Annotated in this window: 20 protein-coding genes; 17 read left to right on the top strand and 3 right to left on the bottom strand. The window is 33.0% G+C overall.

The features are described from left to right. Nucleotides 1-31: 31 nt before the first annotated feature. Nucleotides 32-829 carry an LTA synthase family protein gene (locus B0A68_RS23790; protein WP_317044664.1) on the bottom strand — a complete coding sequence of 266 codons (798 nt, stop codon included), beginning with the start codon at nucleotides 827-829 and terminating at the stop codon, nucleotides 32-34. A 201-nt stretch (nucleotides 830-1030) separates the two neighbouring features. Here B0A68_RS23790 and B0A68_RS23785 point away from each other — a divergent pair, with 201 nt between their 5' ends. The 12 genes from B0A68_RS23785 (at nucleotide 1031) to B0A68_RS23730 (ending at nucleotide 12588) form a co-directional block, all read left to right on the top strand. Continuing rightward, complete coding sequence (locus tag B0A68_RS23785; RefSeq protein ID WP_035681000.1) at nucleotides 1031-1696, top strand: response regulator transcription factor; 666 nt, start codon at nucleotides 1031-1033, stop codon at nucleotides 1694-1696. Continuing rightward, entirely contained in the window at nucleotides 1697-3091 is a 1395-nt protein-coding gene (locus B0A68_RS23780; RefSeq protein WP_035681002.1) for a sensor histidine kinase, read from the top strand. A 315-nt stretch (nucleotides 3092-3406) separates the two neighbouring features. Then, the gene (gene hisG, locus B0A68_RS23775) at nucleotides 3407-4264 is read left to right on the top strand and encodes an ATP phosphoribosyltransferase (protein ID WP_035681004.1); all 858 of its coding nucleotides are present in this window, start codon (nucleotides 3407-3409) and stop codon (nucleotides 4262-4264) included. A gap of 94 nt (nucleotides 4265-4358) precedes the next feature. Beyond that, nucleotides 4359-5651 carry a histidinol dehydrogenase gene (gene hisD, locus B0A68_RS23770; RefSeq protein WP_035681007.1) on the top strand — a complete coding sequence of 431 codons (1293 nt, stop codon included), beginning with the start codon at nucleotides 4359-4361 and terminating at the stop codon, nucleotides 5649-5651. A 135-nt stretch (nucleotides 5652-5786) separates the two neighbouring features. After that, the gene (gene hisC, locus B0A68_RS23765; RefSeq protein ID WP_035681009.1) at nucleotides 5787-6830 is read left to right on the top strand and encodes a histidinol-phosphate transaminase; all 1044 of its coding nucleotides are present in this window, start codon (nucleotides 5787-5789) and stop codon (nucleotides 6828-6830) included. A gap of 30 nt (nucleotides 6831-6860) precedes the next feature. Further along, a complete protein-coding gene (locus tag B0A68_RS23760; RefSeq protein ID WP_035681012.1) occupies nucleotides 6861-7622 on the top strand; it encodes a hypothetical protein in 762 nt (253 codons plus the stop codon). Between the two features lie 40 nt (nucleotides 7623-7662). Beyond that, nucleotides 7663-8799 carry a bifunctional histidinol-phosphatase/imidazoleglycerol-phosphate dehydratase HisB gene (gene hisB / locus B0A68_RS23755; RefSeq protein WP_035681014.1) on the top strand — a complete coding sequence of 379 codons (1137 nt, stop codon included), beginning with the start codon at nucleotides 7663-7665 and terminating at the stop codon, nucleotides 8797-8799. A gap of 69 nt (nucleotides 8800-8868) precedes the next feature. Then, nucleotides 8869-9450, top strand: coding sequence for an imidazole glycerol phosphate synthase subunit HisH (gene hisH, locus B0A68_RS23750; RefSeq protein WP_035681017.1), 582 nt, complete (start codon nucleotides 8869-8871; stop codon nucleotides 9448-9450). Nucleotides 9451-9549: 99 nt separating this feature from the next. Next, nucleotides 9550-10275 carry a 1-(5-phosphoribosyl)-5-[(5-phosphoribosylamino)methylideneamino]imidazole-4-carboxamide isomerase gene (gene hisA / locus B0A68_RS23745; RefSeq protein WP_035681020.1) on the top strand — a complete coding sequence of 242 codons (726 nt, stop codon included), beginning with the start codon at nucleotides 9550-9552 and terminating at the stop codon, nucleotides 10273-10275. A gap of 81 nt (nucleotides 10276-10356) precedes the next feature. Continuing rightward, nucleotides 10357-11112, top strand: a complete 756-nt coding sequence (gene hisF / locus B0A68_RS23740; RefSeq protein WP_035681022.1) for an imidazole glycerol phosphate synthase subunit HisF — start codon at nucleotides 10357-10359, stop codon at nucleotides 11110-11112. A gap of 168 nt (nucleotides 11113-11280) precedes the next feature. Then, nucleotides 11281-11880: a bifunctional phosphoribosyl-AMP cyclohydrolase/phosphoribosyl-ATP diphosphatase HisIE gene (hisIE, locus tag B0A68_RS23735; RefSeq protein ID WP_035681024.1), complete on the top strand. Its 600-nt coding sequence runs from the start codon at nucleotides 11281-11283 to the stop codon at nucleotides 11878-11880. A 120-nt stretch (nucleotides 11881-12000) separates the two neighbouring features. Next, nucleotides 12001-12588 carry a hypothetical protein gene (locus B0A68_RS23730; protein ID WP_123947548.1) on the top strand — a complete coding sequence of 196 codons (588 nt, stop codon included), beginning with the start codon at nucleotides 12001-12003 and terminating at the stop codon, nucleotides 12586-12588. 47 nt (nucleotides 12589-12635) lie between these two features. On the opposite strand, the gene B0A68_RS23725 is transcribed toward B0A68_RS23730, so the two are convergent. Further along, on the bottom strand, nucleotides 12636-13334 hold the full coding sequence (locus B0A68_RS23725; RefSeq protein ID WP_035681027.1) for a carbohydrate-binding family 9-like protein: 699 nt from the start codon (nucleotides 13332-13334) through the stop codon (nucleotides 12636-12638). A gap of 159 nt (nucleotides 13335-13493) precedes the next feature. Between B0A68_RS23725 and B0A68_RS23720 the strand changes: the two genes are divergently transcribed. Then, nucleotides 13494-15149, top strand: coding sequence for a M1 family metallopeptidase (locus B0A68_RS23720; protein WP_035681028.1), 1656 nt, complete (start codon nucleotides 13494-13496; stop codon nucleotides 15147-15149). A 209-nt stretch (nucleotides 15150-15358) separates the two neighbouring features. Here B0A68_RS23720 and B0A68_RS23715 read toward each other — a convergent pair whose 3' ends face one another. Then, nucleotides 15359-16903, bottom strand: coding sequence for a hypothetical protein (locus B0A68_RS23715; protein WP_035681029.1), 1545 nt, complete (start codon nucleotides 16901-16903; stop codon nucleotides 15359-15361). A 155-nt stretch (nucleotides 16904-17058) separates the two neighbouring features. On the opposite strand from B0A68_RS23715, the gene B0A68_RS23710 reads away from it, so the two are divergent. The 4 genes from B0A68_RS23710 (at nucleotide 17059) to ilvB (ending at nucleotide 23145) form a co-directional block, all read left to right on the top strand. Beyond that, nucleotides 17059-18234, top strand: coding sequence for a 2-isopropylmalate synthase (locus B0A68_RS23710; RefSeq protein ID WP_051892436.1), 1176 nt, complete (start codon nucleotides 17059-17061; stop codon nucleotides 18232-18234). Nucleotides 18235-18327: 93 nt separating this feature from the next. Further along, nucleotides 18328-19446 (top strand): 3-isopropylmalate dehydrogenase, encoded by a 1119-nt coding sequence (gene leuB, locus B0A68_RS23705; protein WP_035681030.1) that lies wholly within the window; start codon nucleotides 18328-18330, stop codon nucleotides 19444-19446. Between the two features lie 270 nt (nucleotides 19447-19716). After that, nucleotides 19717-21390 carry a dihydroxy-acid dehydratase gene (ilvD, locus tag B0A68_RS23700; RefSeq protein ID WP_035681033.1) on the top strand — a complete coding sequence of 558 codons (1674 nt, stop codon included), beginning with the start codon at nucleotides 19717-19719 and terminating at the stop codon, nucleotides 21388-21390. Between the two features lie 66 nt (nucleotides 21391-21456). Beyond that, the gene (ilvB, locus tag B0A68_RS23695) at nucleotides 21457-23145 is read left to right on the top strand and encodes a biosynthetic-type acetolactate synthase large subunit (RefSeq protein WP_035681036.1); all 1689 of its coding nucleotides are present in this window, start codon (nucleotides 21457-21459) and stop codon (nucleotides 23143-23145) included. The last annotated feature ends 78 nt before the right edge of the window (nucleotides 23146-23223 follow it).

Below are 23223 nucleotides of genomic sequence, written 5' to 3'. Positions count from 1 at the left end.
CGAGATAAAATTTATACAATCCGTTTGACTGTTATTCATTTACAAATATATTTTTAGAATTTTCTGTTTTAGCCAAAGCCGGAATAACAAGCAAAGAGCCAAAAAATAAACCAATGTAAAGAACAGAAATTTTTATTTTTTGATTGAAAGATGGAATGTTGCTAATAAAATCTCTGGAATTTTTAAGTATGAAATAAGTTACTATTCCGGTAACCAGAAATAAAGCAGAAAATATCGGAATTACAGGATACGACTGCATTATGTTGCCAATAACTTCATTGGTGTAAATAAGATAATTAACAGCAATAAAATTATATTTTACACCAAACTCGTTCCAGAAAAAATACTCACTTAAGCCATTTTGAAGGATTAACAAAACATTCAAAAACAATACAAAAGCAAACAGCCAGAATCTAATTTTATCCCTATGTTTTGGAAGAAAAAGCAACAGTGCAAAAAGAAAAGTTTTAATGCCGATAAAAATCAAAGCAATTCTGGGCAAAGCGCCTCCGTATTCATCCAGAATACTTTTTCCCGATGCAATATAAAGAAACAGCATAATGAGAATTCCGAGGATAATATAACCTGAAGGCTTGTTATACTTCGAGTTTGAAATAAAAATAAGATAAAGCCATAAAAAAATACCTGCCACAATAAACACAAAAAAATCAGAGACAATTCCTAAGCCAAAGATTTTCAGACTTTCTGCAATGGTAAATGAACTTTGTGTTATGGGATGAAAAAGCAAGACAATGCGAAGCACAAAACTTACTATAAAATAAAATAAAGCAAGATTGTAAAAAGCGGATAGTTTTTTGTAAAAAATCATGTTATTATTTTTTCTACAAAATTAATTTCGATTGATTAATGCGAGATTAAGTTCGCCTTTTACCTTACTTAGTGTTAACTTAATATTTGCTTAAGATGACTGCTTTTGTGTATTCTGATGATTTTAAGCAGTTTCTGAGTTGTAAAATATTTACCTTTGACAGATCAGATCAAGAATATTTATTTTAAACAAATACGGTAAATGCATATTTTAATAGTTGAAGACGAATTGGGTATTGTTCAGTTTTTGCAGCAAGGTCTGCAAGAAGAGGGATATCAAATTACGACAGCAAACGACGGTTCTAAAGGTTTTGAACTGCTGCAAAATCATAAATTTGATTTGATACTTTTAGACTGGATGCTTCCTAAAATTAATGGTTTGGATTTATGCAAAGCAGTAAGAATTAAAGATAAAACAACTCCAATAATTTTTCTAACGGCAAAAGATACCGTTCAGGAAACGATTGAAGGCCTAAAAGCAGGCGCCAACGACTATATAAAAAAGCCTTTTAGTTTTGAGGAATTGGTAGAACGCATAAAAGTTCATTTTAGAAATCTAAGCAAAGATGAAATGTTATCGCTGGGTGCGATAAAAATTGATTTATCCAAACATATCGTCTTTAAAAATGATGAAGAAGTTGCACTGACACAGAGAGAATTTGAATTGTTGAAATATTTAATTCATAATAAAGGAAAAGTCTGTACACGAAATCAGATTTTAAAGGATGTCTGGGAAATTAATTTTGAATACGATACAGGTGTAATCGATGTTTTTATGAATGCTATTCGAAAGAAACTTAATCTTAAGATCGAAGAAGATTATATTAAAACAATTCGTGGTATTGGTTATATTGCTAATGACTTATAAATGGTGCAGTTATCTTTTAAAAATAGAATCGCTTTAAACTATATTATTACCACAGGCTTATTGATTTTGGTGGTTTTTTATGCCATTTATTTTACTGTAAAATTTACTGTTTATAAGCATATTGACGAGAATTTGATGATCGAAGTTCAGGATCATTTGAAAGAAATCAGGATTGAAAATAAAAAGGTTATTTTCATGGATGCGGAAGAGTGGGAGGAGCGTGAACACAATTCGGTAGATGTAAATCCTGTTTTTGTTCAGTTTTTTGATTTGAATAAAAAGATAATCGAAAAATCTCCAAATCTAAAAAACGAAAAGCTTGAATTTCATGACAGTGTGAGTCATTTTGAGCTTTTTGATACACAATTGTTAGACAATACGATCAGGCAGATTCAGGTGCCTCTTCATATAAAATCAAAAAAAATAGGGTATTTAATAATTGCAATGTCACTTTCGGATTCGGCCAAAGTACTCAAAAATCTTTTTGATACGCTGTTAATCGCATTTCCTATCATTTTAATACTGCTTTTTTTTATTGCGAGATTTTTTGCAGGAAGAAGCATAAAGCCGATAAATGCAATTATTAATACATCAAAAATAATTACCAAAGACAATCTTAAAACCAGGATTCCGCTGCCCAAAACCCGCGACGAATTGTTTACACTTTCTAAGACAATAAACAATCTATTAGGCAGGATTGAAGACGCAATGGAACGCGAAAAACAATTTACTTCTGATGCATCACATGAGTTAAGAACGCCTTTGACAGTTATTAAAGGAACTCTGGAAGTATTAATACGTAAACCACGTGATAATAAAGAATATGAAGAAAAAATAAACTATTGTATTAATGAAGTTGATCATTTGAATACACTTGTAGATCAGCTGCTTTTAATGGCGCGTTTTGAGAATCAAAAGCAAAATATAAATACAGAATCGGTTTATTTGAATGCCGTAATTTTAGATGTTTTAACGCTGATTTCAGAAAAAATAAACAGACATAATATCAATGTTATTTTTGATGTCAAAGAAGATTATTATATAAATTCTGACAGTTACTTAGTGACAACCATTCTTAGAAATATTATTTTCAATGCAGTTAAATATTCTAACGATAACAGCGAAATAACAATTCAACTTTCTAAAGAACAAAATAAAATACGCTGCAATATTTCTGATAACGGAATCGGAATCGCAAAAGAGGATTTAGAATCTATTTTAAACCCATTTTTCAGATCAAATTCTTCTCATCATACAGAAATTAAAGGAACTGGTTTGGGATTGTCTATTGTTAAAAGAATTACAGAACTGCTGCATATTAAGTTTAAAATTTCCAGTCAAATTGGAATAGGAACTACTGTTACTTTAGATTTTGAAGAAGAATCTAAAACGTAATAACAAATAGAATAAATCCAATAAAATGGATGCTCAATATTTTTTTTAACAATAAACTTTAGTTAAGTTAAATTAATAATTGCGTTTTTATGAAATTATCTATTATATTTGCAACCGAATCAAAGAAGAAAAAAATACACAAATCATGATTTCTATTCAATTACATCATCATCATTTACATTATTGCTCTCAAGCGATGTGTTAATGATATGTTTGTAAATCATCATATTTTAAAACCCGTTTGAGTACATCAAGCGGGTTTTTTTAATTCCAATTCTTTGTACTCAAACTATTAATCAAAACAAAGAAAAAAAAATGAGTACTTTAAAAATTGCAATTCAAAAATCCGGACGATTAAATGAGGAAAGCATTCAGATCTTAAAAGACTGCGGCATTTCAATCAATAACGGAATCGATCAGTTAAAAGCAGAAGCTTCCAATTTTCCTTTAGAAGTTTTATATCTTAGAAATTCAGATATTCCGCAATATTTAATCGATGGAGTTGTAGATCTGGCGATTGTTGGAGATAATTTATTGGTAGAAAAAGGAAAAGGAATTGAAGTGGTTCAGAAATTAGGATTTTCTAAATGCAAAGTCTCTGTTGCAGTTCCTAAAACTTTAGAATACAATTCAATACAAGATTTAGCAGGTTTAAGAATCGCAACTTCATACCCAAACACCGTAAACGAATATTTCAATTCTTTTGGATTAAAAGTGGACATTCACCAAATTTCTGGCTCTGTAGAAATTGCTCCAAACATTGGACTTGCAGACGCAATCGTAGATATCGTTTCAAGCGGCAGTACATTATTCAAAAACAATTTAAAAGAAGTTGAAGTGATTCTTAAAAGTGAAGCCGTGCTTGCTGTTTCACCAAAGGTTTCTCCAGAAATTCAGAAACATATTGATACTCTAAAATTTAGAATTCAGGCAGTTTTACGAGCTCGAAATTCAAAATATATTTTAATGAATGTTCCAAATGATAAAATCGATGCAGTTGGAAAAATTCTTCCGGTTTTAAGAAGTTTAACCGTGCTGCCATTGGCGCAAGAAGGCTGGAGCAGTGTACATTCAGTTATAGACAAAGACAGTTTTTGGGACGTAATAGATCAATTGAAAGAAGTGGGAGCAGAAGGAATTTTGGTTTGCCCAATTGAGAAAATGGTTCTGTAAAGCTTCGCGCTTTAGGCTTTAGGCAATATGCTTTAAGCTAAGGAATGACAAAGTAAATAAAGCTTACAGCTTAAAGTATAAAGCAAAAAAAACAATGAATAAAATATATAATCCCAAACAAGATACTTGGTTAGAAATATTAAAAAGACCAACCAAAACCATTGATGATATTGAGGTTACAGTAAAAGAAATCTTCAAAGAAGTACAAAAAAAAGGAGATGAAGCCGTAGCAAAATACACTTCAATTTTTGACGGAATCGCTTTAGATAATTATGAAGTTTCTAATGAGGAAATTCAGGAAGCTGTTGGTTTGATATCAAGCGAATTAAAAGGAGCAATTCAGTTAGCAAAAGACAATATTTATAAGTTTCACAGAGCTCAGAAAACAGACAAAATTTCAATTGAAACTATTGAAGGTGTAAACTGCTGGCAGGAAAAAAGACCAATACAAAAAATTGGTTTATATATCCCGGGAGGAACTGCTCCATTGTTTTCAACGGTTTTGATGCTTGCAGTTCCTGCTGCAATTGCAGGTTGTAAAGAAATTGTATTATGTTCTCCGCCGGATAAAAAAGGAAAAATAAATCCTGCAATTTTATATGCAGCAAATTTATGCGGTGTTACTAAAATTCTAAAAGTTGGAGGTATTCAAGCGATTGCGGGAATGACTTTCGGAACGCAGTCCATTCCAAAAGTGTATAAAATATTTGGTCCGGGAAATCAGTTTGTAACAGTGGCAAAACAATTGGCAACTCAATTTGGAGTAGCGATTGATATGCCGGCTGGACCTTCAGAATTATTGATTGTTGCCGATGATACTGCGGTTCCTTCCTTTGTAGCCTCAGATTTATTATCACAGGCAGAACACGGAACAGACAGTCAGGTTATTTTAGTTTCGACTTCAAAGAAATTGATTGACGAAGTAGAAATAGAAATTCAGGCACAGTTGGAAGTTCTTCCGAGAAAAGAAATTGCTCAAAAAGCAATCGAAAACTCAAAACTGATTTTTGTAGAAAATGACCAGACTGCTTTAAATTTAATCAACGATTATGGACCGGAACACTTCATTATCTGTTCAGAGTACGATGATTTTTACTGCAACGGAATTGTAAACGCGGGTTCGGTTTTTATCGGAAACTACACGCCGGAAAGTGCTGGTGATTATGCTTCAGGAACAAACCATACGCTTCCTACAAACGGTTATGCTAAAAATTACAGCGGCGTAAATCTGGATAGTTTTATGAAATCGATGACATTTCAGAAAATTTCAGAAAAAGGAATTCAGAATATAGGAAAAGCGATTGAGATAATGGCTGAAGCCGAAGGTTTGCAGGCGCATAAAAATGCTGTTACTTTGAGATTGAAGAGTTTAGAAGAAAGAGAATAGAAGAAAATTGAAGCAAGAAAATAGAAGCAAGAAAATAGAAGAAAGAATATAGAACAAAGAATATAGAAAATTTTTGAAATCAGATGAGAAGTCTATTCTCTTTATTCTAGTTTCTATATTCTAAAAATTAAGGTAATGAAATTCGATATAAATACAATAACACGAGAAAACGTAAAAACATTAAAACCTTATTCGTCTGCGCGTGACGAGTTTGAAGATTTTGATACGGCCGAAATGATTTTTTTGGATGCCAATGAAAATCCCTTTCAAAATGGAGTAAATCGGTACCCAGATCCGCAGCAGCTTTCTGTTAAAGCAATTTTAGCAAAAAATAAAAATACAAAACAAAGTCAGATTTTGCTCGGAAACGGAAGTGATGAAGTACTGGATTTGATTTTTAGAGCTTTCTGCGAACCTAAAAAGGATAATATTATTTCGTTGCCGCCTACCTACGGCATGTACAGCGTTCTGGCGAATATCAATGCGGTAGAAAATAGAGAAGTTTTACTTTCTAACGATTTTCAGCCTCAGGTTGAAAAGATTTTAGAAGCTGTTGATGACAATACAAAAATTATTTTTTTATGCTCGCCAAACAATCCAACAGGAAATTCTTTTTCCGATGAAAGCGTAGTGAAACTGCTTCAAAATTTTAAAGGATTAGTGGTAATTGATGAAGCTTATATCGATTTTTCTGAGAAAGAAAGCTGGCTTACAGAGATCGATGAATACCCAAATTTAGTGATTACGCAAACTCTTTCAAAAGCGTATGGGCTGGCAGGAATTCGATTAGGAATTTGTTATGCTTCTGAAGCTGTCATTTCAGTTTTAAATAAAATAAAACCGCCTTATAATGTAAACGAATTGACACAGCAAAAAGCAGTTGAACGCTTAAAGGATTCGGATAAAATTAAACAAGAAATAGCCTCTATTGTTGAACAGAGAGAGGAGTTGCTTAAAGTTTTACTTGAAGTAGATTTTGTAGAAAAAATTTACCCGACAGAAGCTAATTTCGTTTTAGTAAAAGTGGATGATGCGAATAAAAGATACGATCAATTAATAGAAAAAGGAATCGTAATTCGTAACAGAACAACACAGCCTTTATGCGAAAATTGTCTTCGTTTTACAATTGGCACAGAAGAAGAAAATGCTGTCTTGATTAGAGAATTAAAACTGCTGTAATTTTTAATTAAATAATATAAAAACGAAATCATGAATTTTTTATATACTCTATTTTTCTTTGTTTTTCTAAATGCATATTCACAAAATAACAGCGTTCTTGAAGAAATTAAAGGCAATCCTAAAGAATATAAAGAAACCTGGTATGAAGCTAAAAAAACGAAAACAGGTTTTCTGAAAGGAAAATATCTTCACGATGACGTTTACATCAAAGATTCTAATGGAGAATTTATCAAACAATCTTTCTTTCCAACAAATAAATGGGATTTTCCACAGAATCGTTATAATGATAAAAAGCAAAAACTGGAAACAATAAATTATTACGATGATGGAGGAATTATCAATAGAACAGAATTTTTCTATGATAAAAATAAAGTCATACAGGAAAAGTTTTATTATAACTCTGACACTATTGTAAGTAGTGTTAAATATGAATATCTAAATGATTTAATAATAAAGAAGTTAGAATTTGATGCTGAGAAAGGTGTTTTAAGTGATACTCCAAACTCGGTGATAACGTATCAATATGATGCTAGAAACAACATGATAAAAGAATCGCATGATTCTAATTTTCAAAATGATGTTTTTAGTTATGTCTATAATGATAAAAATTTTATGACCGAATTTTATAGTAAATTAAGTTTTCCGGTTCCTGACAAAGAATCAAAACTATCGATGAGATTTGAATATAAAAAATATGACTTACATAATTGGACAGAAATATATGTAGAAGATGATATAGATTCTGATAAAAAATCTAAATGTTATTTTATACAAAGAGAATTTAAATATTAATTAAAAAAGATTTAGGCGTAATCCGCTCAAAATTAATAATATGAAAAAAGTACTTTTTATCGATCGTGACGGAACGATTGTTTTAGAACCAGAAAATTTACAATTGGACAGTTTGGAAAAACTGGAATTTTATCCAAAAGCTTTTCAATATCTAGCTAAAATTGCCGCTGAATTAGATTATGAATTGGCAATGGTAACCAATCAGGACGGATTAGGAACGGATAGTTTTCCGGAAGATACCTTCTGGCCGACACAAAACTTCATTTTAAGAGCTTTTGAAAATGAAGGTGTTTTATTTGATGATATTTTTGTTGACCGTTCTTTTCCAGAAGATAACGCGCCAACTCGCAAGCCAAGAACTGGAATGCTGACTAAATATTTGAATAATCCTGAATATGATCTGGAAAATTCTTTTGTTTTAGGAGATCGTTTAACAGACGTAGAATTAGCTAAAAACTTAGGTGCAAAAGCTATTTTTATGAACATTACAGATGGAGCGGGAAGCAACGAAATTTCCTCAAAACGTGAAGAATTAGACGAAACAATTGTTTTGCAGACAATGGATTGGAAAACCATTTACGAGTTTCTAAAATTAGAGGCGCGTTCTGCGTCTATAACTCGTAAAACCAACGAAACTGATATTTATATTAATTTGAACCTCGACGGTACAGGAAAAAGCAAAATCGATACGGGAATTGCCTTTTTTGATCATATGTTAGATCAAATCTCACGTCACGGTCAAATGGACTTAGAAATCCTTGTAAAAGGTGATTTAGAGGTTGATGAACATCATACAATCGAAGATACAGCAATTGCTTTGGGAGAAGTTTTTGCGAAAGCACTTGGAAATAAGTTAGGAATAGAACGTTACGGTTTCTGCCTGCCAATGGACGATTGTCTGGCGCAGGCTGCAATTGACTTTGGAGGAAGAAACTGGTTGATTTGGGAAACGGAATTTAAACGCGAAATGGTGGGTAAAATGCCAACTGAAATGTTCTATCATTTCTTCAAATCATTTACAGACGGAGCAAAAGCCAACTTAAACATCAAAGCAGAAGGAATCAACGAGCATCATAAAATTGAAGCGATTTTTAAAGCTTTCGCGAAAGCGATAAAAGTAGCGGTAAAAAGAGATACAGAAAAAATGATTTTGCCTTCGACGAAAGGAATGCTGTAAAACGCTTTAAGCTATAAGCAATAGGCAATAAGCCTAAAGCCTACAGCTTAAAGCCTAAAGCTTTATAAAATGAAAATAGTAATTATAAATTACGGAGCAGGAAATATTCAGAGCATTATGTTTGCTATTGAAAGGTTAGGGTTTAAAGCCGTTTTGAGTAATAATGCTGAAGAAATTCAAGCTGCTGATAAAGTGATTTTTCCTGGCGTGGGCGAAGCGAGTTCGGCGATGACGAAACTGAGAGAAAGCGGATTAGATAGTTTGATTCCGACTTTAAAACAGCCGGTTTTAGGAATTTGCCTGGGAATGCAGTTAATGTGTAAATCTTCTGAAGAGGGTAATACCAAAGGTTTAGGAATTTTTGATGTTGATGTAATTAAATTTTCGAATCAGGTAAAAGTGCCGCAAATGGGCTGGAATCAGATTTATAATTTAAAATCGGACTTGTTTAAGGATATATCAGAAAATGAATTTATGTATTTGGTTCATAGCTTTTATGCTCCAAATTGCGCAGAAAGCATTGCAACGACCAATTATGAAATGGAATATGCTTCGGCTTTACAGAAAAATAATTTTTATGGAACGCAGTTTCATCCGGAAAAAAGCGGTGAAGTGGGAGAAAAGATTTTAGAGAATTTCTTAAAAATGTAAAATTTCAATTTCAAAAATCAATATAAACCAAAATAACAATTTTTGAAAATCAAAAAAGACTTTAAGACTTTCGACTTTCAAACTTTAAGACTAAAAAAAATGAGAATAATACCAGCTATAGATATCATTGACGGAAAATGCGTTCGATTGTCCAAAGGTGATTACGATACCAAAATAATCTACAATGAGAATCCGCTTGAAGTAGCGAAATCATTTGAAGCACACGGAATTGAATATTTGCATTTAGTAGATTTAGACGGTGCAAAATCGAGTAAAATTGTCAATTATAAAATTTTGGAACAAATTGCATCGCAAACCACTTTAAAAATTGATTTTGGAGGCGGATTGAAATCAGACGACGATTTAAGAATTGCTTTTGAAAGTGGTGCAAACCAAATTACCGGCGGAAGTATTGCTGTAAAAAACAGAGCGATTTTCGAAAAATGGATTTCAGAATACGGTTCAGATAAAATCATTTTAGGAGCAGATGCAAAAGATGAAAAAATAGCAGTTTCTGGCTGGTTAGAAGAGTCAAATGAGGATTTAGTTCCCTTTATTCAGGATTATCAAGCAAAAGGAATTCAGTACGTAATTTGTACCGATATTGCCAAAGACGGAATGCTTCAAGGTCCAAGTTTTGATTTGTATGAGAAAATATTAAGCGAAGCAAAAGGTATAAAACTAATCGCTTCGGGAGGAATTTCAACTTTCGACGAACTTCCAAAATTAGCCGAATTAGGCTGTGAAGGAACGATAATAGGAAAAGCAATTTACGAAGGCAGAATTACTTTGAAACAATTAGAGAATTACATAATTAGAAAATGAGATAATTAGTCAATTAGATAATTCTTTACGTTGTGTTTAAAATTATCTAATTATCTAATTCTCAAATTGACACATTAAAAAATGTTAGCAAAAAGAATCATACCGTGTTTAGATATAAAAAACGGAAGAACCGTAAAAGGCGTTAACTTTGTTGACCTGCGTGATGCGGGCGATCCGGTAGAACTGGCTGAAATTTATTCTGCTGAAGGCGCAGACGAATTGGTTTTTTTGGATATTTCGGCTACAGAAGAACGTCGTAAAACCTTAGTAAATATGGTGCGAAGTGTGGCAGAAAAAATCAATATTCCGTTTACGGTTGGTGGCGGCATTTCGTCTGTAGAAGACGTCGAGATTTTGTTGAATAATGGAGCTGATAAAGTTTCAATTAATTCATCGGCAGTAAAAAATCCACAGTTGATTAATGATTTAGCGCAGAAATTTGGAAGCCAATGTGTTGTGGTTGCAATAGATGCGAAACAAATTGACGGACAATGGATTGTGCATTTAGTGGGCGGGAAAGTACCAACAGAATTAAATCTATTTGATTGGGCAGTTGAAGTGGCAGAACGTGGCGCGGGCGAAATATTATTTACTTCGATGGATAATGACGGCACTAAAAATGGTTTTGCAAATGATGCTTTGGCTAAATTATCCACTTTAATTAATATTCCGATTATTGCTTCTGGAGGCGCCGGAAATATACAGCATTTTGTAGATTCTTTTAAAGAAGGAAAAGCAGACGCCGCTTTGGCAGCAAGTGTTTTTCATTTTAAAGAAATCGAAATTAAGGATTTGAAAAAAGAATTAAGAAAGAATGATATTGAAGTTAGACTTTAGAGGATAGAGTTTAGAAAATAGAATCAAGAAGATAGAATCAAGAAGATAGACTTTAGAAAAGAGAATAAAGAAGATAGAATTAAGAAGATAGAATTAAGAAATAAAAATATAGAATTCAGTAATCTATCCCGATAGCTATCGGGACTGAAGTCTAAAATATAAAATACAATGAACGTAGATTTTACTAAAATGGCACACGGATTAATTCCGGCGATAATTCAGGATTCGGAAACTAAAAATGTTTTGATGCTGGGATATATGAACGAAGAATCGCTTCAGAAAACAATAGAAACTCAAAAAGTAACCTTTTTCAGCCGTTCAAAACAAAGACTTTGGACAAAAGGCGAGGAGAGCGGTCACTTTTTGAATCTTGTAAGCATTAAAAACGACTGCGACGAAGATACGCTTTTAATTCAGGCCAGACCTGTTGGGCCAACATGCCACACCGGAGCAGACACGTGCTGGCAGGAAGAAAATGCAGAAAGTTATGGTTTTCTTTCTACGCTCGAAAAAACAATAAAAATTCGTAGAGACAATGCAGATTCTGAGCAGAGTTATGTTGCTTCATTATTTGCAAAAGGTATCAATAAAATTGCTCAAAAAGTAGGCGAAGAAGCTGTAGAAGTGGTAATTGAAGCCAAAGACGATAACGATGATTTATTCCTCAGCGAAAGCGCCGATTTATTATTTCATTATTTGATTCTACTTCAAGCAAAAGGATATCAGCTGGCTGATGTTGTTGAAGTTTTGAAGAAACGCCAGAAGTAACTTTTTTTTAAATTTATAAAATCTAGATGCATTATGTCTTAAAAAGTAAGATGTAATGCATTTTTTTTTTTTTACTTCATGTATGAAAAAAAACTAATTTTAGTATTAAATAATCTATTTATGAAACTATATATCTGTTTATTAATGCTTTTAATTCCTTGTCTGAATTATGGATTCAAGAAAAATGAAACGCCATACCCAATAGTTATTTCTAAAGCTGTTTTAATTGTAGACGGAACTGTCTCTAAAATATCAAAAAATGAATATCAATTCACGATCACTCAGTTTATAAAGGGAAAATCAAGTTCGAAAATTAATGTAGTCATCTGGAAAGAATGGTTATGTGATCCAAGAATTAAAGAATTAAAAGCTGGCCAGAGATTAATTCTGTTTTTAGAAAAAACGCCGTATGGTAATTTTGCGCCAATTAATGATAGCACTGGAGAAATATACATTGATAATGATACTTTTATAAATAGATTTCTTCCTAAAGAATTTTCTAATGCGATAGTTTTAAAAAAAGGAATTTCTATGTTTTTGCAAACATATATTTTTTATGAAAATTCAAATAATAGAAGTTTCTATTTTACTCGAAATAAATCCATTTTTGAAATTTATAATATGACAAAGACTAATATGTCTTTTAATTTTTTAGTTGACAATGTAGAGTATTATAAACCAGTAGAGATACAACAACTTTTCAATTAAATATCAACAAACAAACAAACAAACAAACAAACGATTAAACTAAAAGACTACTCTGCAAACTCAAAAACAGCGAATTCTTCTGGATGATGAAAACCAAACTTTAAGCTTTTATAATATTGTAAAGCAAGGTATTCTGTGGTGTTACCGTAATCTATTCTAAAAGTATTTGCTTTCCATTTTGTACCCGCTTTTGGTTTTGTAAAACCGCCATTTTTAATTTTTTCGAGACTCGAAAATGGTATTTTTATTTCGATGCAAAAACCTTCTTCCGTTATTTTGCTTGCTGTTTCTAAGTCCGAAATATTATAATTCATATCGGTATTCCAGCCGCCACAATCTGGAGAAATACATTTTACTGCCATGTCATAATGGGTAGAAAAAGCATTTACGCCAATTTCAAAATAGTTTTTTCCATCGCCGTCAGGATCAATAAACATTTCTACTAAATCATCTGTTTCATAGATTTTAGAGTCTTTTGGCTGTGATTTTCCGATTATATTAGAATCTTCAGAACGATACGCTATATAAAGGTTTTCATTATTCCACGAAAGTGAAACAAATGTATTCTGAGTCGCTTTTCCGCCAGAATTATGAATTACAAATGGACCTAAAAACGGTGTTTTCCAATCGGATAAATCGCCGTCAATAATCAGTTTTTCATTTGTTTTAGGAATCGGAATATTTTGTGAATAGCTTGTAAACGAAAGTGCTGCAGTTAAAATGTATAAAATTAAATTAGGTTTCATAAAAGGTAAATTATTTTAAAAAGATAAAATAGATGAAAATTAATTTTAACACTTAATCTTTTGAATAGAACTGTAAAATTATCAAAAAATTGATTCGAATGTTTACTTTTGTTATAGAATCAGTTTGTAGAATACACTATTTATTTCAAATTACTAATAATGAAAAAATACTTTGGCGGCGCTTTAATTGCCTTATTAATTGGGTTAAATGCTCAGGCACAAGGACTTCTTAATAAGTCTGAAACTACTTTTACGCATCAGGACACTTTACGCGGAAGCATTACAAAAGAAAGAGCTTGGTGGGATTTAAAATATTACCATTTAGATATAAAAGTAAATCCGAAAGACAAAACAATTACAGGTTCAAATACAGTACGTTACACCGTTCTTGCTGCCAATAATAAAATGCAGATTGATTTGCAGGAACCGATGCAGATCTACAAAGTCACACAAGGCGGTAAAGAACAAAAATTTACGAGAGAAGGTAATGCGTTTTTTATTGAATTATCTGCAGATCAAAAAGTTGGAGATACAAAAGAAATCATAATTTCGTTTGGAGGAATACCAAAAGAAGCCATTAAACCACCTTGGGACGGCGGTATAACCTGGAAAAAAGACAGAAACGGAAAAGACTTTATCGCTTCGTCGTGTCAGGGTTTAGGTGCCAGTGTTTGGTGGCCTTGCAAAGATCATATGTATGACGAAGTAGAAAATATGCTGATTAGTGTGAATGTTCCGGGAGATTTGACTGAGGTTTCTAACGGAAGACTAAAAAGCGTTAAAAAAGAAAAAGACGGCACTAAAACTTTTAATTGGTACGTTTCTAACCCGATTAATAATTATGGTGTGAACATCAATATTGGAGATTACGTTAATTTTTCGGAGAAATTTAAAGGTGAAAAAGGCGATTTAGATTGTAATTATTATGTCTTAAGAGATAATTTAGCTGTAGCTAAAGAACATTTTAAAGATGCGCCAAGAATGCTGAAAGCTTTTGAGAATTGGTTTGGTCCTTATCCGTTTTACGAAGACAGTTATAAACTTGTAGAAGCGCCTTATTTAGGAATGGAACACCAAAGTTCTGTTACGTACGGGAATGGATATAAAAATGGCTATTTGGGTAGAGATTTAAGCGGAACCGGCTGGGGATTAAAATTTGATTTTATTATAATTCATGAGTCTGGACACGAATGGTTTGCCAACAATATTACGTATAAAGATATTGCGGACATGTGGATTCATGAAAGCTTTACGAATTACTCTGAAAGTCTTTTTCTTGAATATTATTATGGAAAAGATGCCGGAGCAGAATATGTAATTGGGTGTAGAAAAATTATTCAGAATGATGCTCCGATTATCGGACATTATGATGTAAATAACGAAGGATCGAGCGATATGTATCCAAAAGGAGCAAACATGCTGCATTCGATTCGTCAGGTAGTGAATGACGATGCCAAATGGAAATCTATTTTAAGAGGTTTAAATAAAACATTTTATCATCAGACTGTAACAAGTAAGCAAATTCAAGATTATATAAACGAGCAGTCTGGAATTAACTTTAACAGAGTTTTTGCTCAATATTTAACCACAACACAAATTCCGGTTTTTGAATATATGTTTAAAAATGGAACCTTTGGATATCACTGGACAAACTGCGTAGCCAAATTTGACATGCCGGTAAGAGTGAAATTAAATGGAGTCGAAACCTGGTTAAAACCAACTACAGAATGGCAATCTGAAAAAACTGCAGATGAAACTCGTAAAGTAGAAGTAGATAAAGATTTTTATGTAACGAGTTCTAATATTATCGAATAAAAATCCAATTGTTGTAGTTTCGGATTTTTTACGTTTAATACACCCGACAGGTTTTAAAAACCTGTCGGGTTTGTTGTTTTAAGTAAGTTCTCATAAGTTGTCATTTTGCGTAAAAAAACCTTTGTCAAAGTTTTAAACTTTGACAAAGGTTGTGTTGTAAACGATTGGGATTTGGAATTACTTCGGGGTTTCGGGATTGAGATTGAAAACTAACGACTATTCAGTTTCGCTTTTTCCTTAATTATAGCAGCAATTTTGCGGTTTTCAATTTTACTTTCAAGCCACGAAATAATGTCTAAATATAGAAAAGCTCTTTTTTCGTACGTATTCTTTTCAAGCTCTACAAATCGAGCATGCATCTTTTTAAATTCCTTCTTAATATCTGCGGGATAAAAGTTATTCAGATTTCGTAAAAATTTGATGATTTCTTTTTGAACTTCGTGTAAGTCGTTCATTTTCAACAAAAACTTATAGGTGCTTTTAAGATGATTTTCTAAATAATAATCTTTTCCCAACTCGTAATGTGCAATTAAAGATAAGAGTCTCGCAAAACACATTAAATCCTCACGCATAGTTAAGTTTTTGTTGTTGATGATTTTATCCAAATAAAAAATACATTCAGTATATTTTTCATTTCCAAAGTAAATCGAAGCAATTTTGTAGAAGAACAACATTTCGTGGTGTTCGTCCAGATGTTCACTGTGTAACTTTATTTTTTCTAAAATTTCAGGAATCAGGTATTCACTTTCTTCAAAAGTACCTTCTAAAATATGCAGATTCAGCTTATTATTGTATACGTACAGAAATGATAGAGATGCAATGTTATCGTTTACAGGAAATTTTTCATCTTGTATGGTATCTTCTAAAACCGATAAGTATTTTTTGAAATTCGATTTATACTTTAGCATATACAGAGATTCCAAAAAGTAATGGTTTCCTTTTAGAAAAAAAACTGGATTCTGATAGATCATATTTGGGTTGTCATAAAATAATGTCACCCATTTATAAGCATATTTATAACTGGCCAAAAAGTCCTGAACCAAGAAACTGCGCCACAAATTAGCATTATAAAACCAATATTTTTCGCGGAAGCCAAACTTGCTTTCGTCTAACTTAGAAATATGTTTATTAAAATAATCATCAATGTATTTGTATTCTTCATCATTTTTTACGTAACCAGTTTTGAGCATGATTCCGTAAAGCTGCAATGATAAATTTGATAATTTGCTCGAAATCGTATTTCTGTAGTTTAGTTCTTTTGCCTGAATCACCAATTCGTCAGCGCGGCCTTGAATACTTCGTGTAATATATTGCGATTCGATTAGTTTTTCGAACTCTACAATTTCATACGCCATATATTTTTCATCATTTTCAAGCGCAATCATTTTTGTTTTATCCAGAATCTTTAAACTCTGTTTATACAATCCTTTATTATATAGGATTCCCGCAAAATCTATTTGTTCGCGCAATTGATATCGAATATTCTGGCTTGGAATATTCAGTCGAATACTTACTAAAATTTGTTTGTATAAGTATGATTTTAAATTAGATAACTGTATTTTTTTGATGATTCCGCTCTTTAGAATAAGCTTTTCATCGTAGGTTTCAGACTTATCTAAAATATTAAATAATTCAATGAATTTAGTATTCGAACTTGTCTCTAATCTGCTTGCAAAAATTTTAAACTGTCTTTTTTCAGATTTAGAAAGGGATTTTATAAGAACAAATAAGAAATCTTTTTGATGGTTAGCCATTGTAAAAAATAATAATATAAATTATTGATTATTAGAAGTTTAACTCGTTATAAATTGTGTTATGAACAGTATAATTTCATTAAAATGAATTTGGTGCTGAAGAGGTACAACATATATTTGTTATCAAGATGTGAAATTACATTAAATAAATGAATATGAATAGAGAGAAAGTTCAAATTTTTGACACCACTTTGCGCGATGGTGAACAAGTTCCAGGATGTAAGTTAGATACTAAGCAAAAATTAGTTATCGCAGAACGACTAGACAAAATGGGAGTTGATATCATCGAAGCAGGTTTTCCAGTGTCAAGTCCGGGCGATTTTTTATCGGTCTCTGAGATTTGTAAAATTGTAGAAAATGCCACCGTCTGCGGATTGACTAGAGCTGTAAAAAACGATATTGATGTTGCAGCAGCTGCCTTAAAACATGCAAAAAGACCAAGAATCCATACTGGAATCGGAACTTCACAATCTCATATCCTCCATAAATTAAATACTACGCCCGAAGATATTATTGCAAGAGCAAAATATGCTGTAGCACATGCAAAATCTTATGTAGAAGATGTTGAGTTTTATGCAGAAGATGCTGGTAGAACTGATAATGCTTTCTTAGCAAAAGTTTGCGAAGAAGTTATTAAATCGGGAGCAACAGTATTAAATATTCCGGATACAACAGGATATTGCCTTCCGGAAGAGTACGGAGCAAAAATTAAATATTTAAAAGAAAACGTAAAAGGAATCGAAAACGTAATCCTTTCATGTCACTGCCATAATGATTTAGGAATGGCAACTGCCAATTCTATTTCTGGCGCTATAAACGGTGCAAGACAAATTGAGTGTACTATAAATGGTATTGGAGAAAGAGCGGGAAATACAGCACTTGAAGAAGTGGTGATGATTTTCAAACAACATCCATACCTTAATTTAGATACTAATATTAATACAAGAGAATTAAACGAAATGAGTCGTTTGGTTTCTGAAAGTATGGGAATGATCGTGCAGCCAAATAAAGCGATTGTTGGAGCAAATGCTTTTGCACACAGTTCTGGAATTCACCAGGATGGCGTGATCAAAAATAGAGCGACTTACGAAATCATGGATCCACTTGATGTGGGTGTTAACGAATCTTCAATTATTCTAACAGCAAGAAGCGGAAGAGCAGCTTTGGCTTACAGAGCTAAAAAAGTAGGTTACGAGCTTACTAAAGTACAATTGGATATTGTATATGTTGAGTTTTTGAAATTCGCTGATATTAAAAAAGAAGTGATAGATGCAGATATTCACCAAATTATTGAAGCTTCTAAAATTGAAGGTGATTTAATTAGAAGTTAGTTGAAAAGAGAATAGAGGAAAGAAGAAGGAGAATAGAGCAAGCAAAGAAGAAAGAAAAAAATAAAGATTTAAATACATAAAGAACGAGGCATTATGAATTTGAAAATAGCAGTTTTACCAGGAGACGGAATTGGACCGGAAGTAATTTTACAAGCCAAAAAGGCATTATACGCCATTGGCGAAGTGTACAATCATGAATTTGTTTTTGAAGAAGCACTCATGGGAGCAATTGCTATTGACAAAACCGGAAATCCGCTGCCGGAACAAACACTAAATCTTTGTTTAAACACAGATGCAGTTTTATTTGGCGCTATCGGAGATCCTAAATATGATAATAATCCAAATGCAAAAGTGCGTCCGGAGCAGGGATTATTGAAACTTCGTAAAGAATTAGGTTTGTTTGCAAACATACGCCCAATAAAACCGTATAAATCATTAATTGATGCTTCTCCTTTAAAGAGAGAAATTATAGAAGGAGCAGATTTTACTATTTTCAGAGAATTAACAGGCGGTGCTTATTTCGGAGCAAAAACATTGAATGAAGAAGGAACACACGCTTCAGATTTATGTGAGTATTCAGAAGAAGAAATCACCAGAATTGCACACTTAGCTTTTAAATCGGCACAAAACCGACGCAAAAAGCTGACAATGGTGGACAAAGCAAATGTTTTGGAAACTTCAAGATTATGGAGAAAAGTAGTTCAGAAAGTGAGTGCAGATTATCCAGATGTTGCTTTAGACTTTTTATTTGTAGATAATGCTGCAATGCAGTTGATCTTAAATCCAAAACAATTTGATGTGATTTTGACAGAGAATTTATTTGGAGATATTTTATCAGATGAAGCCAGCGTAATTACAGGTTCGATTGGTTTATTGGCATCGGCTTCTTTAGGAGAGAAAAATGCTTTGTTTGAACCAATCCACGGATCTTATCCTCAGGCAAAAGGAAAAAATATTGCCAACCCAATTGCTTCTATTTTATCAGCAGCAATGCTGTTAGAGCATTTCGGATTATTTAAAGAAGCGAATGTTATTTATCAGGCTGTTGAAAAAGCTATTGAATACAAAGTGGTTACGGTTGATTTGAAACCAGATTCAAAATTTGGTACAAATGAAGTAGGGGAGTTTGTTTCAAACTTCATTTTCAGTAAAGATGATTTACTGTATTTTAATAATGACAACGTTCATATAGGACAATCGACAATTGTTTAAAAATTTTATTAAAATAATGAAATAAGTAACAAGAAGTATTGAAAATGTTGAGATTTTATTTTTTTAGTTCTTAAAGTTTTTTTACTTTTGTAATACTAAAAAATTAAATGATGCAAATCTCAATTATTATTACTTCTGTCGTTGTTGTCAATGTGTTTAGCACATCTGCATCGGGAATGGTATAAATATAATTGAAAAACTATATTACAAACCTTCCAAATACTGGAAGGTTTTTTTTTGGAATAAAAATTAAAAAAAAATAATACAATAATGGAATTAAATAAGTACAGCAAAACCATCACTCAAGATCAAACACAACCTGCAGCGCAAGCCATGTTGTATGGTATTGGTTTAACTGAAGAAGATCTGAAAAAAGCACAAGTTGGTATTGTGAGTATGGGTTACGATGGTAACACTTGTAACATGCACTTGAACGATTTAGCAAAAGATGTTAAAAAAGGTGTTTGGGATGTTGATCTTGTCGGACTTATTTTTAATACCATTGGTGTTAGTGACGGAATTTCTAATGGAACAGAAGGAATGCGTTTTTCATTAGTTTCTCGTGACGTAATTGCAGATTCTATTGAAACCGTTGTAGGCGGACAATGGTATGATGGTGTAATTGCAATTCCGGGCTGCGATAAAAATATGCCTGGAGCTCTTATTGCTATGGGACGTTTAAACCGCCCTTCGATGATGGTTTACGGAGGTTCAATTCACTCTGGAAAATGGAAAGGTGAATCTTTAAATATTGTTTCTGCTTTTGAAGCTTTAGGAAAAAAAGTAAAAAACGAAATTACTCCAGAAGATTTCAAAGGTGTTATTCAAAATGCCTGTCCGGGAGCTGGTGCTTGCGGCGGTATGTATACTGCAAATACAATGTCTTCTGCGATTGAAGCATTAGGAATGAGTTTGCCATACAGTTCTTCTAATCCTGCATTGAGTCAGGAAAAAAGAGACGAATGTCTTGCTGCCGGAGCTGCTATTAAAATTTTATTAGAAAAAGATATTAAACCAAGAGATATTATGACTCGTAAAGCTTTTGAAAATGCTATTACAATTGTAGCAGTTTTAGGAGGTTCTACAAATGCAGTTATGCACTTAATTGCAATGGCTCACGCTGTTGATATCAAAATTACGCTGGATGATTTTCAGGCAATTAATGACAGGACACCTGTTTTGGCTGATATGAAGCCAAGTGGTAAATACATGATGGAAGATATACATGCTGCTGGCGGAATTCCTTCGGTAATGAAATATTTATTAAGCGTAGGTTTAATCCATGGAGATTGTTTGACAGTAACAGGAAAAACAGTAGCTGAAAATTTAGCTTCTGTACCGGATTTACAAGATGGACAAGAAGTAATTCATGAAATTCATAAAGCTTTAAAGCCAACTGGAAACATTCAGGTTTTATACGGAAATCTTGCTTCTGAAGGTGCTGTGGCAAAAATAAGCGGCAAGGAAGGAGAATATTTTGAAGGGCCTGCTGTTGTATTTGAAGGAGAATTTGAAGTAATTCCTGGTCTTGAGGCGGGAAAAATAAAACCAGGCAGTGTAGTCGTCATCAGGTATTGTGGACCAAAAGGTGGTCCGGGGATGCCTGAAATGCTAAAGCCTACATCTGCGATTATTGGAGCCGGATTAGGAAGCACTTGTGCGCTAATCACAGACGGCAGATTCTCTGGAGGTTCACATGGCTTTGTCGTAGGACATATTACACCAGAAGCTTATGATGGTGGTGGTATTGCTTTAGTAAAAGATGGAGATTTAATTGCTATCGATGCTGTAAAAAATACAATCGACCTGAAAATATCTGACGAAGAATTTGCAGCTAGAAAAGCGGCTTGGGTTCAGCCACCGTTAAAAGTTACAAAAGGAGTTTTACTTAAATACGCAAGATCGGTGTCAAGTGCTTCTACAGGCTGCGTTACCGATAATTAATAAAATAACAATATCAAAAATCAAGGTCAATTTAATTAAAGTTGACATTGATAAAAAAAATATACTATGAAAATATCAGGGGCAGAAGCCGTTATAAGATGTTTATTAGCAGAAGGAGTAGACTTGGTTTATGGATATCCAGGAGGAGCCATAATGCCGGTTTATGACGAATTATATAAATTTCAAGATCAATTACACCATGTTTTAGTACGTCATGAACAAGGTGCAACGCATGCCGCGCAAGGATATGCAAGAGCTACAGGAAAAGTAGGAGTAGCAATTGCAACTTCTGGACCGGGAGCTACAAATTTAGTTACCGGAATTGCAGACGCGCAGATCGATTCAACGCCAATGGTTTGTATTACAGGTCAGGTTGGAAAACATTTATTAGGTTCTGATGCATTTCAGGAAACTGATATTATCGGGATTTCAACTCCGGTTACAAAATGGAATTACCAGATTACAGAAGCTTCTGAAATTCCGGAAATTATTGCAAAAGCATTTTATATCGCTCGTTCTGGACGTCCGGGACCAGTATTAATTGATATTACTAAAAATGCTCAGTTTGATGAGTTTGATTTTAGTTATGAAAAATGTACGGCAATCAGAAGTTATGTTCCGGTTCCTAAATTAAAATTAGACAAAGTGGCCGAAGCTGCTGAAATAATTAATAGTGCAAAAAAACCTTTTATTGTTTTTGGTCAGGGGATTATTCTCGGTCAAGCCGAAGAACAACTAAAAGCATTCATTGAAAAATCTGGAATTCCGGCTGGCTGGACTATTTTAGGACTTTCTGCTTTGCCAACAAATCACCCGTTAAATGTTGGTATGCTTGGAATGCACGGAAATTACGGACCAAATATGCTGACGAACGAATGTGATGTCTTAATTGCTTTAGGAATGCGTTTTGATGACCGTGTTACGGGAAATCTAAAAACATATGCAAAACAGGCAAAAGTAATTCACTTTGAAATTGATCCTGCAGAAGTTGATAAAAATGTAAAAACAGAAGTTGCTGTTTTAGGAGATGTAAAAGAAGCTCTAACTGCTTTATTACCTCTTATTGAATCAAAATCTCATGATTTGTGGCATAATGAATTTAAAGAACTGCATAAAATCGAGATAGAAACAGTTATTAACGAAGAGTTAAACCCAACAAACGGTAAAGGAATATCAATGGGAGAAACTTTGGAAATGATTAACAAACACTCAAAAGGTGATGCTATAATTGTTTCAGATGTAGGTCAGCATCAGATGTTTGCCTGCCGATATGCTAAATTTAATTCAACCAAAAGTAATATTACTTCTGGAGGTTTAGGAACTATGGGATTTGCATTGCCGGCTGCAATTGGAGCCAAAATGGGGAGACCAGATCGCGAAGTTGTAGCAATTATTGGAGACGGTGGTTTCCAGATGACGATTCAGGAATTAGGAACTATATTCCAGACTCAAGTTCCGGTTAAGATTGTTGTTTTAAACAATGAATTTTTAGGAATGGTACGTCAATGGCAGGAATTATTTTTTGACAATAGATATGCTTCGACAAAAATGATTAATCCAAATTTTGTTGCAATAGCCGAAGGTTATCATATTAAATCTAAAAAAGTGTCACAAAGAGAAGATCTGGATGCAGCAGTTGCAGAAATGCTGGCTTCAAAAGATTCTTACTTCTTAGAAGTTATGGTAGAAAAAGAAAATAACGTTTTCCCAATGATTCCAACAGGAGCTTGTGTTTCAGAAATTAGATTAAGTTAGGAAAAAAAGTTTTAAGTTTTAAGTTTCACGTTTCACGTTCCCATCAGAACTTGAAACATGAAACATGAAACATGAAAC

It is taken from the genome of Flavobacterium reichenbachii, from assembly GCF_002217435.1.
GTDB classification, from domain to species: Bacteria; Bacteroidota; Bacteroidia; order Flavobacteriales; family Flavobacteriaceae; genus Flavobacterium; species Flavobacterium reichenbachii.
Note: the sequence above shows the minus strand (reverse complement) of the source record. Positions and strands in the feature narration are given on the sequence as shown.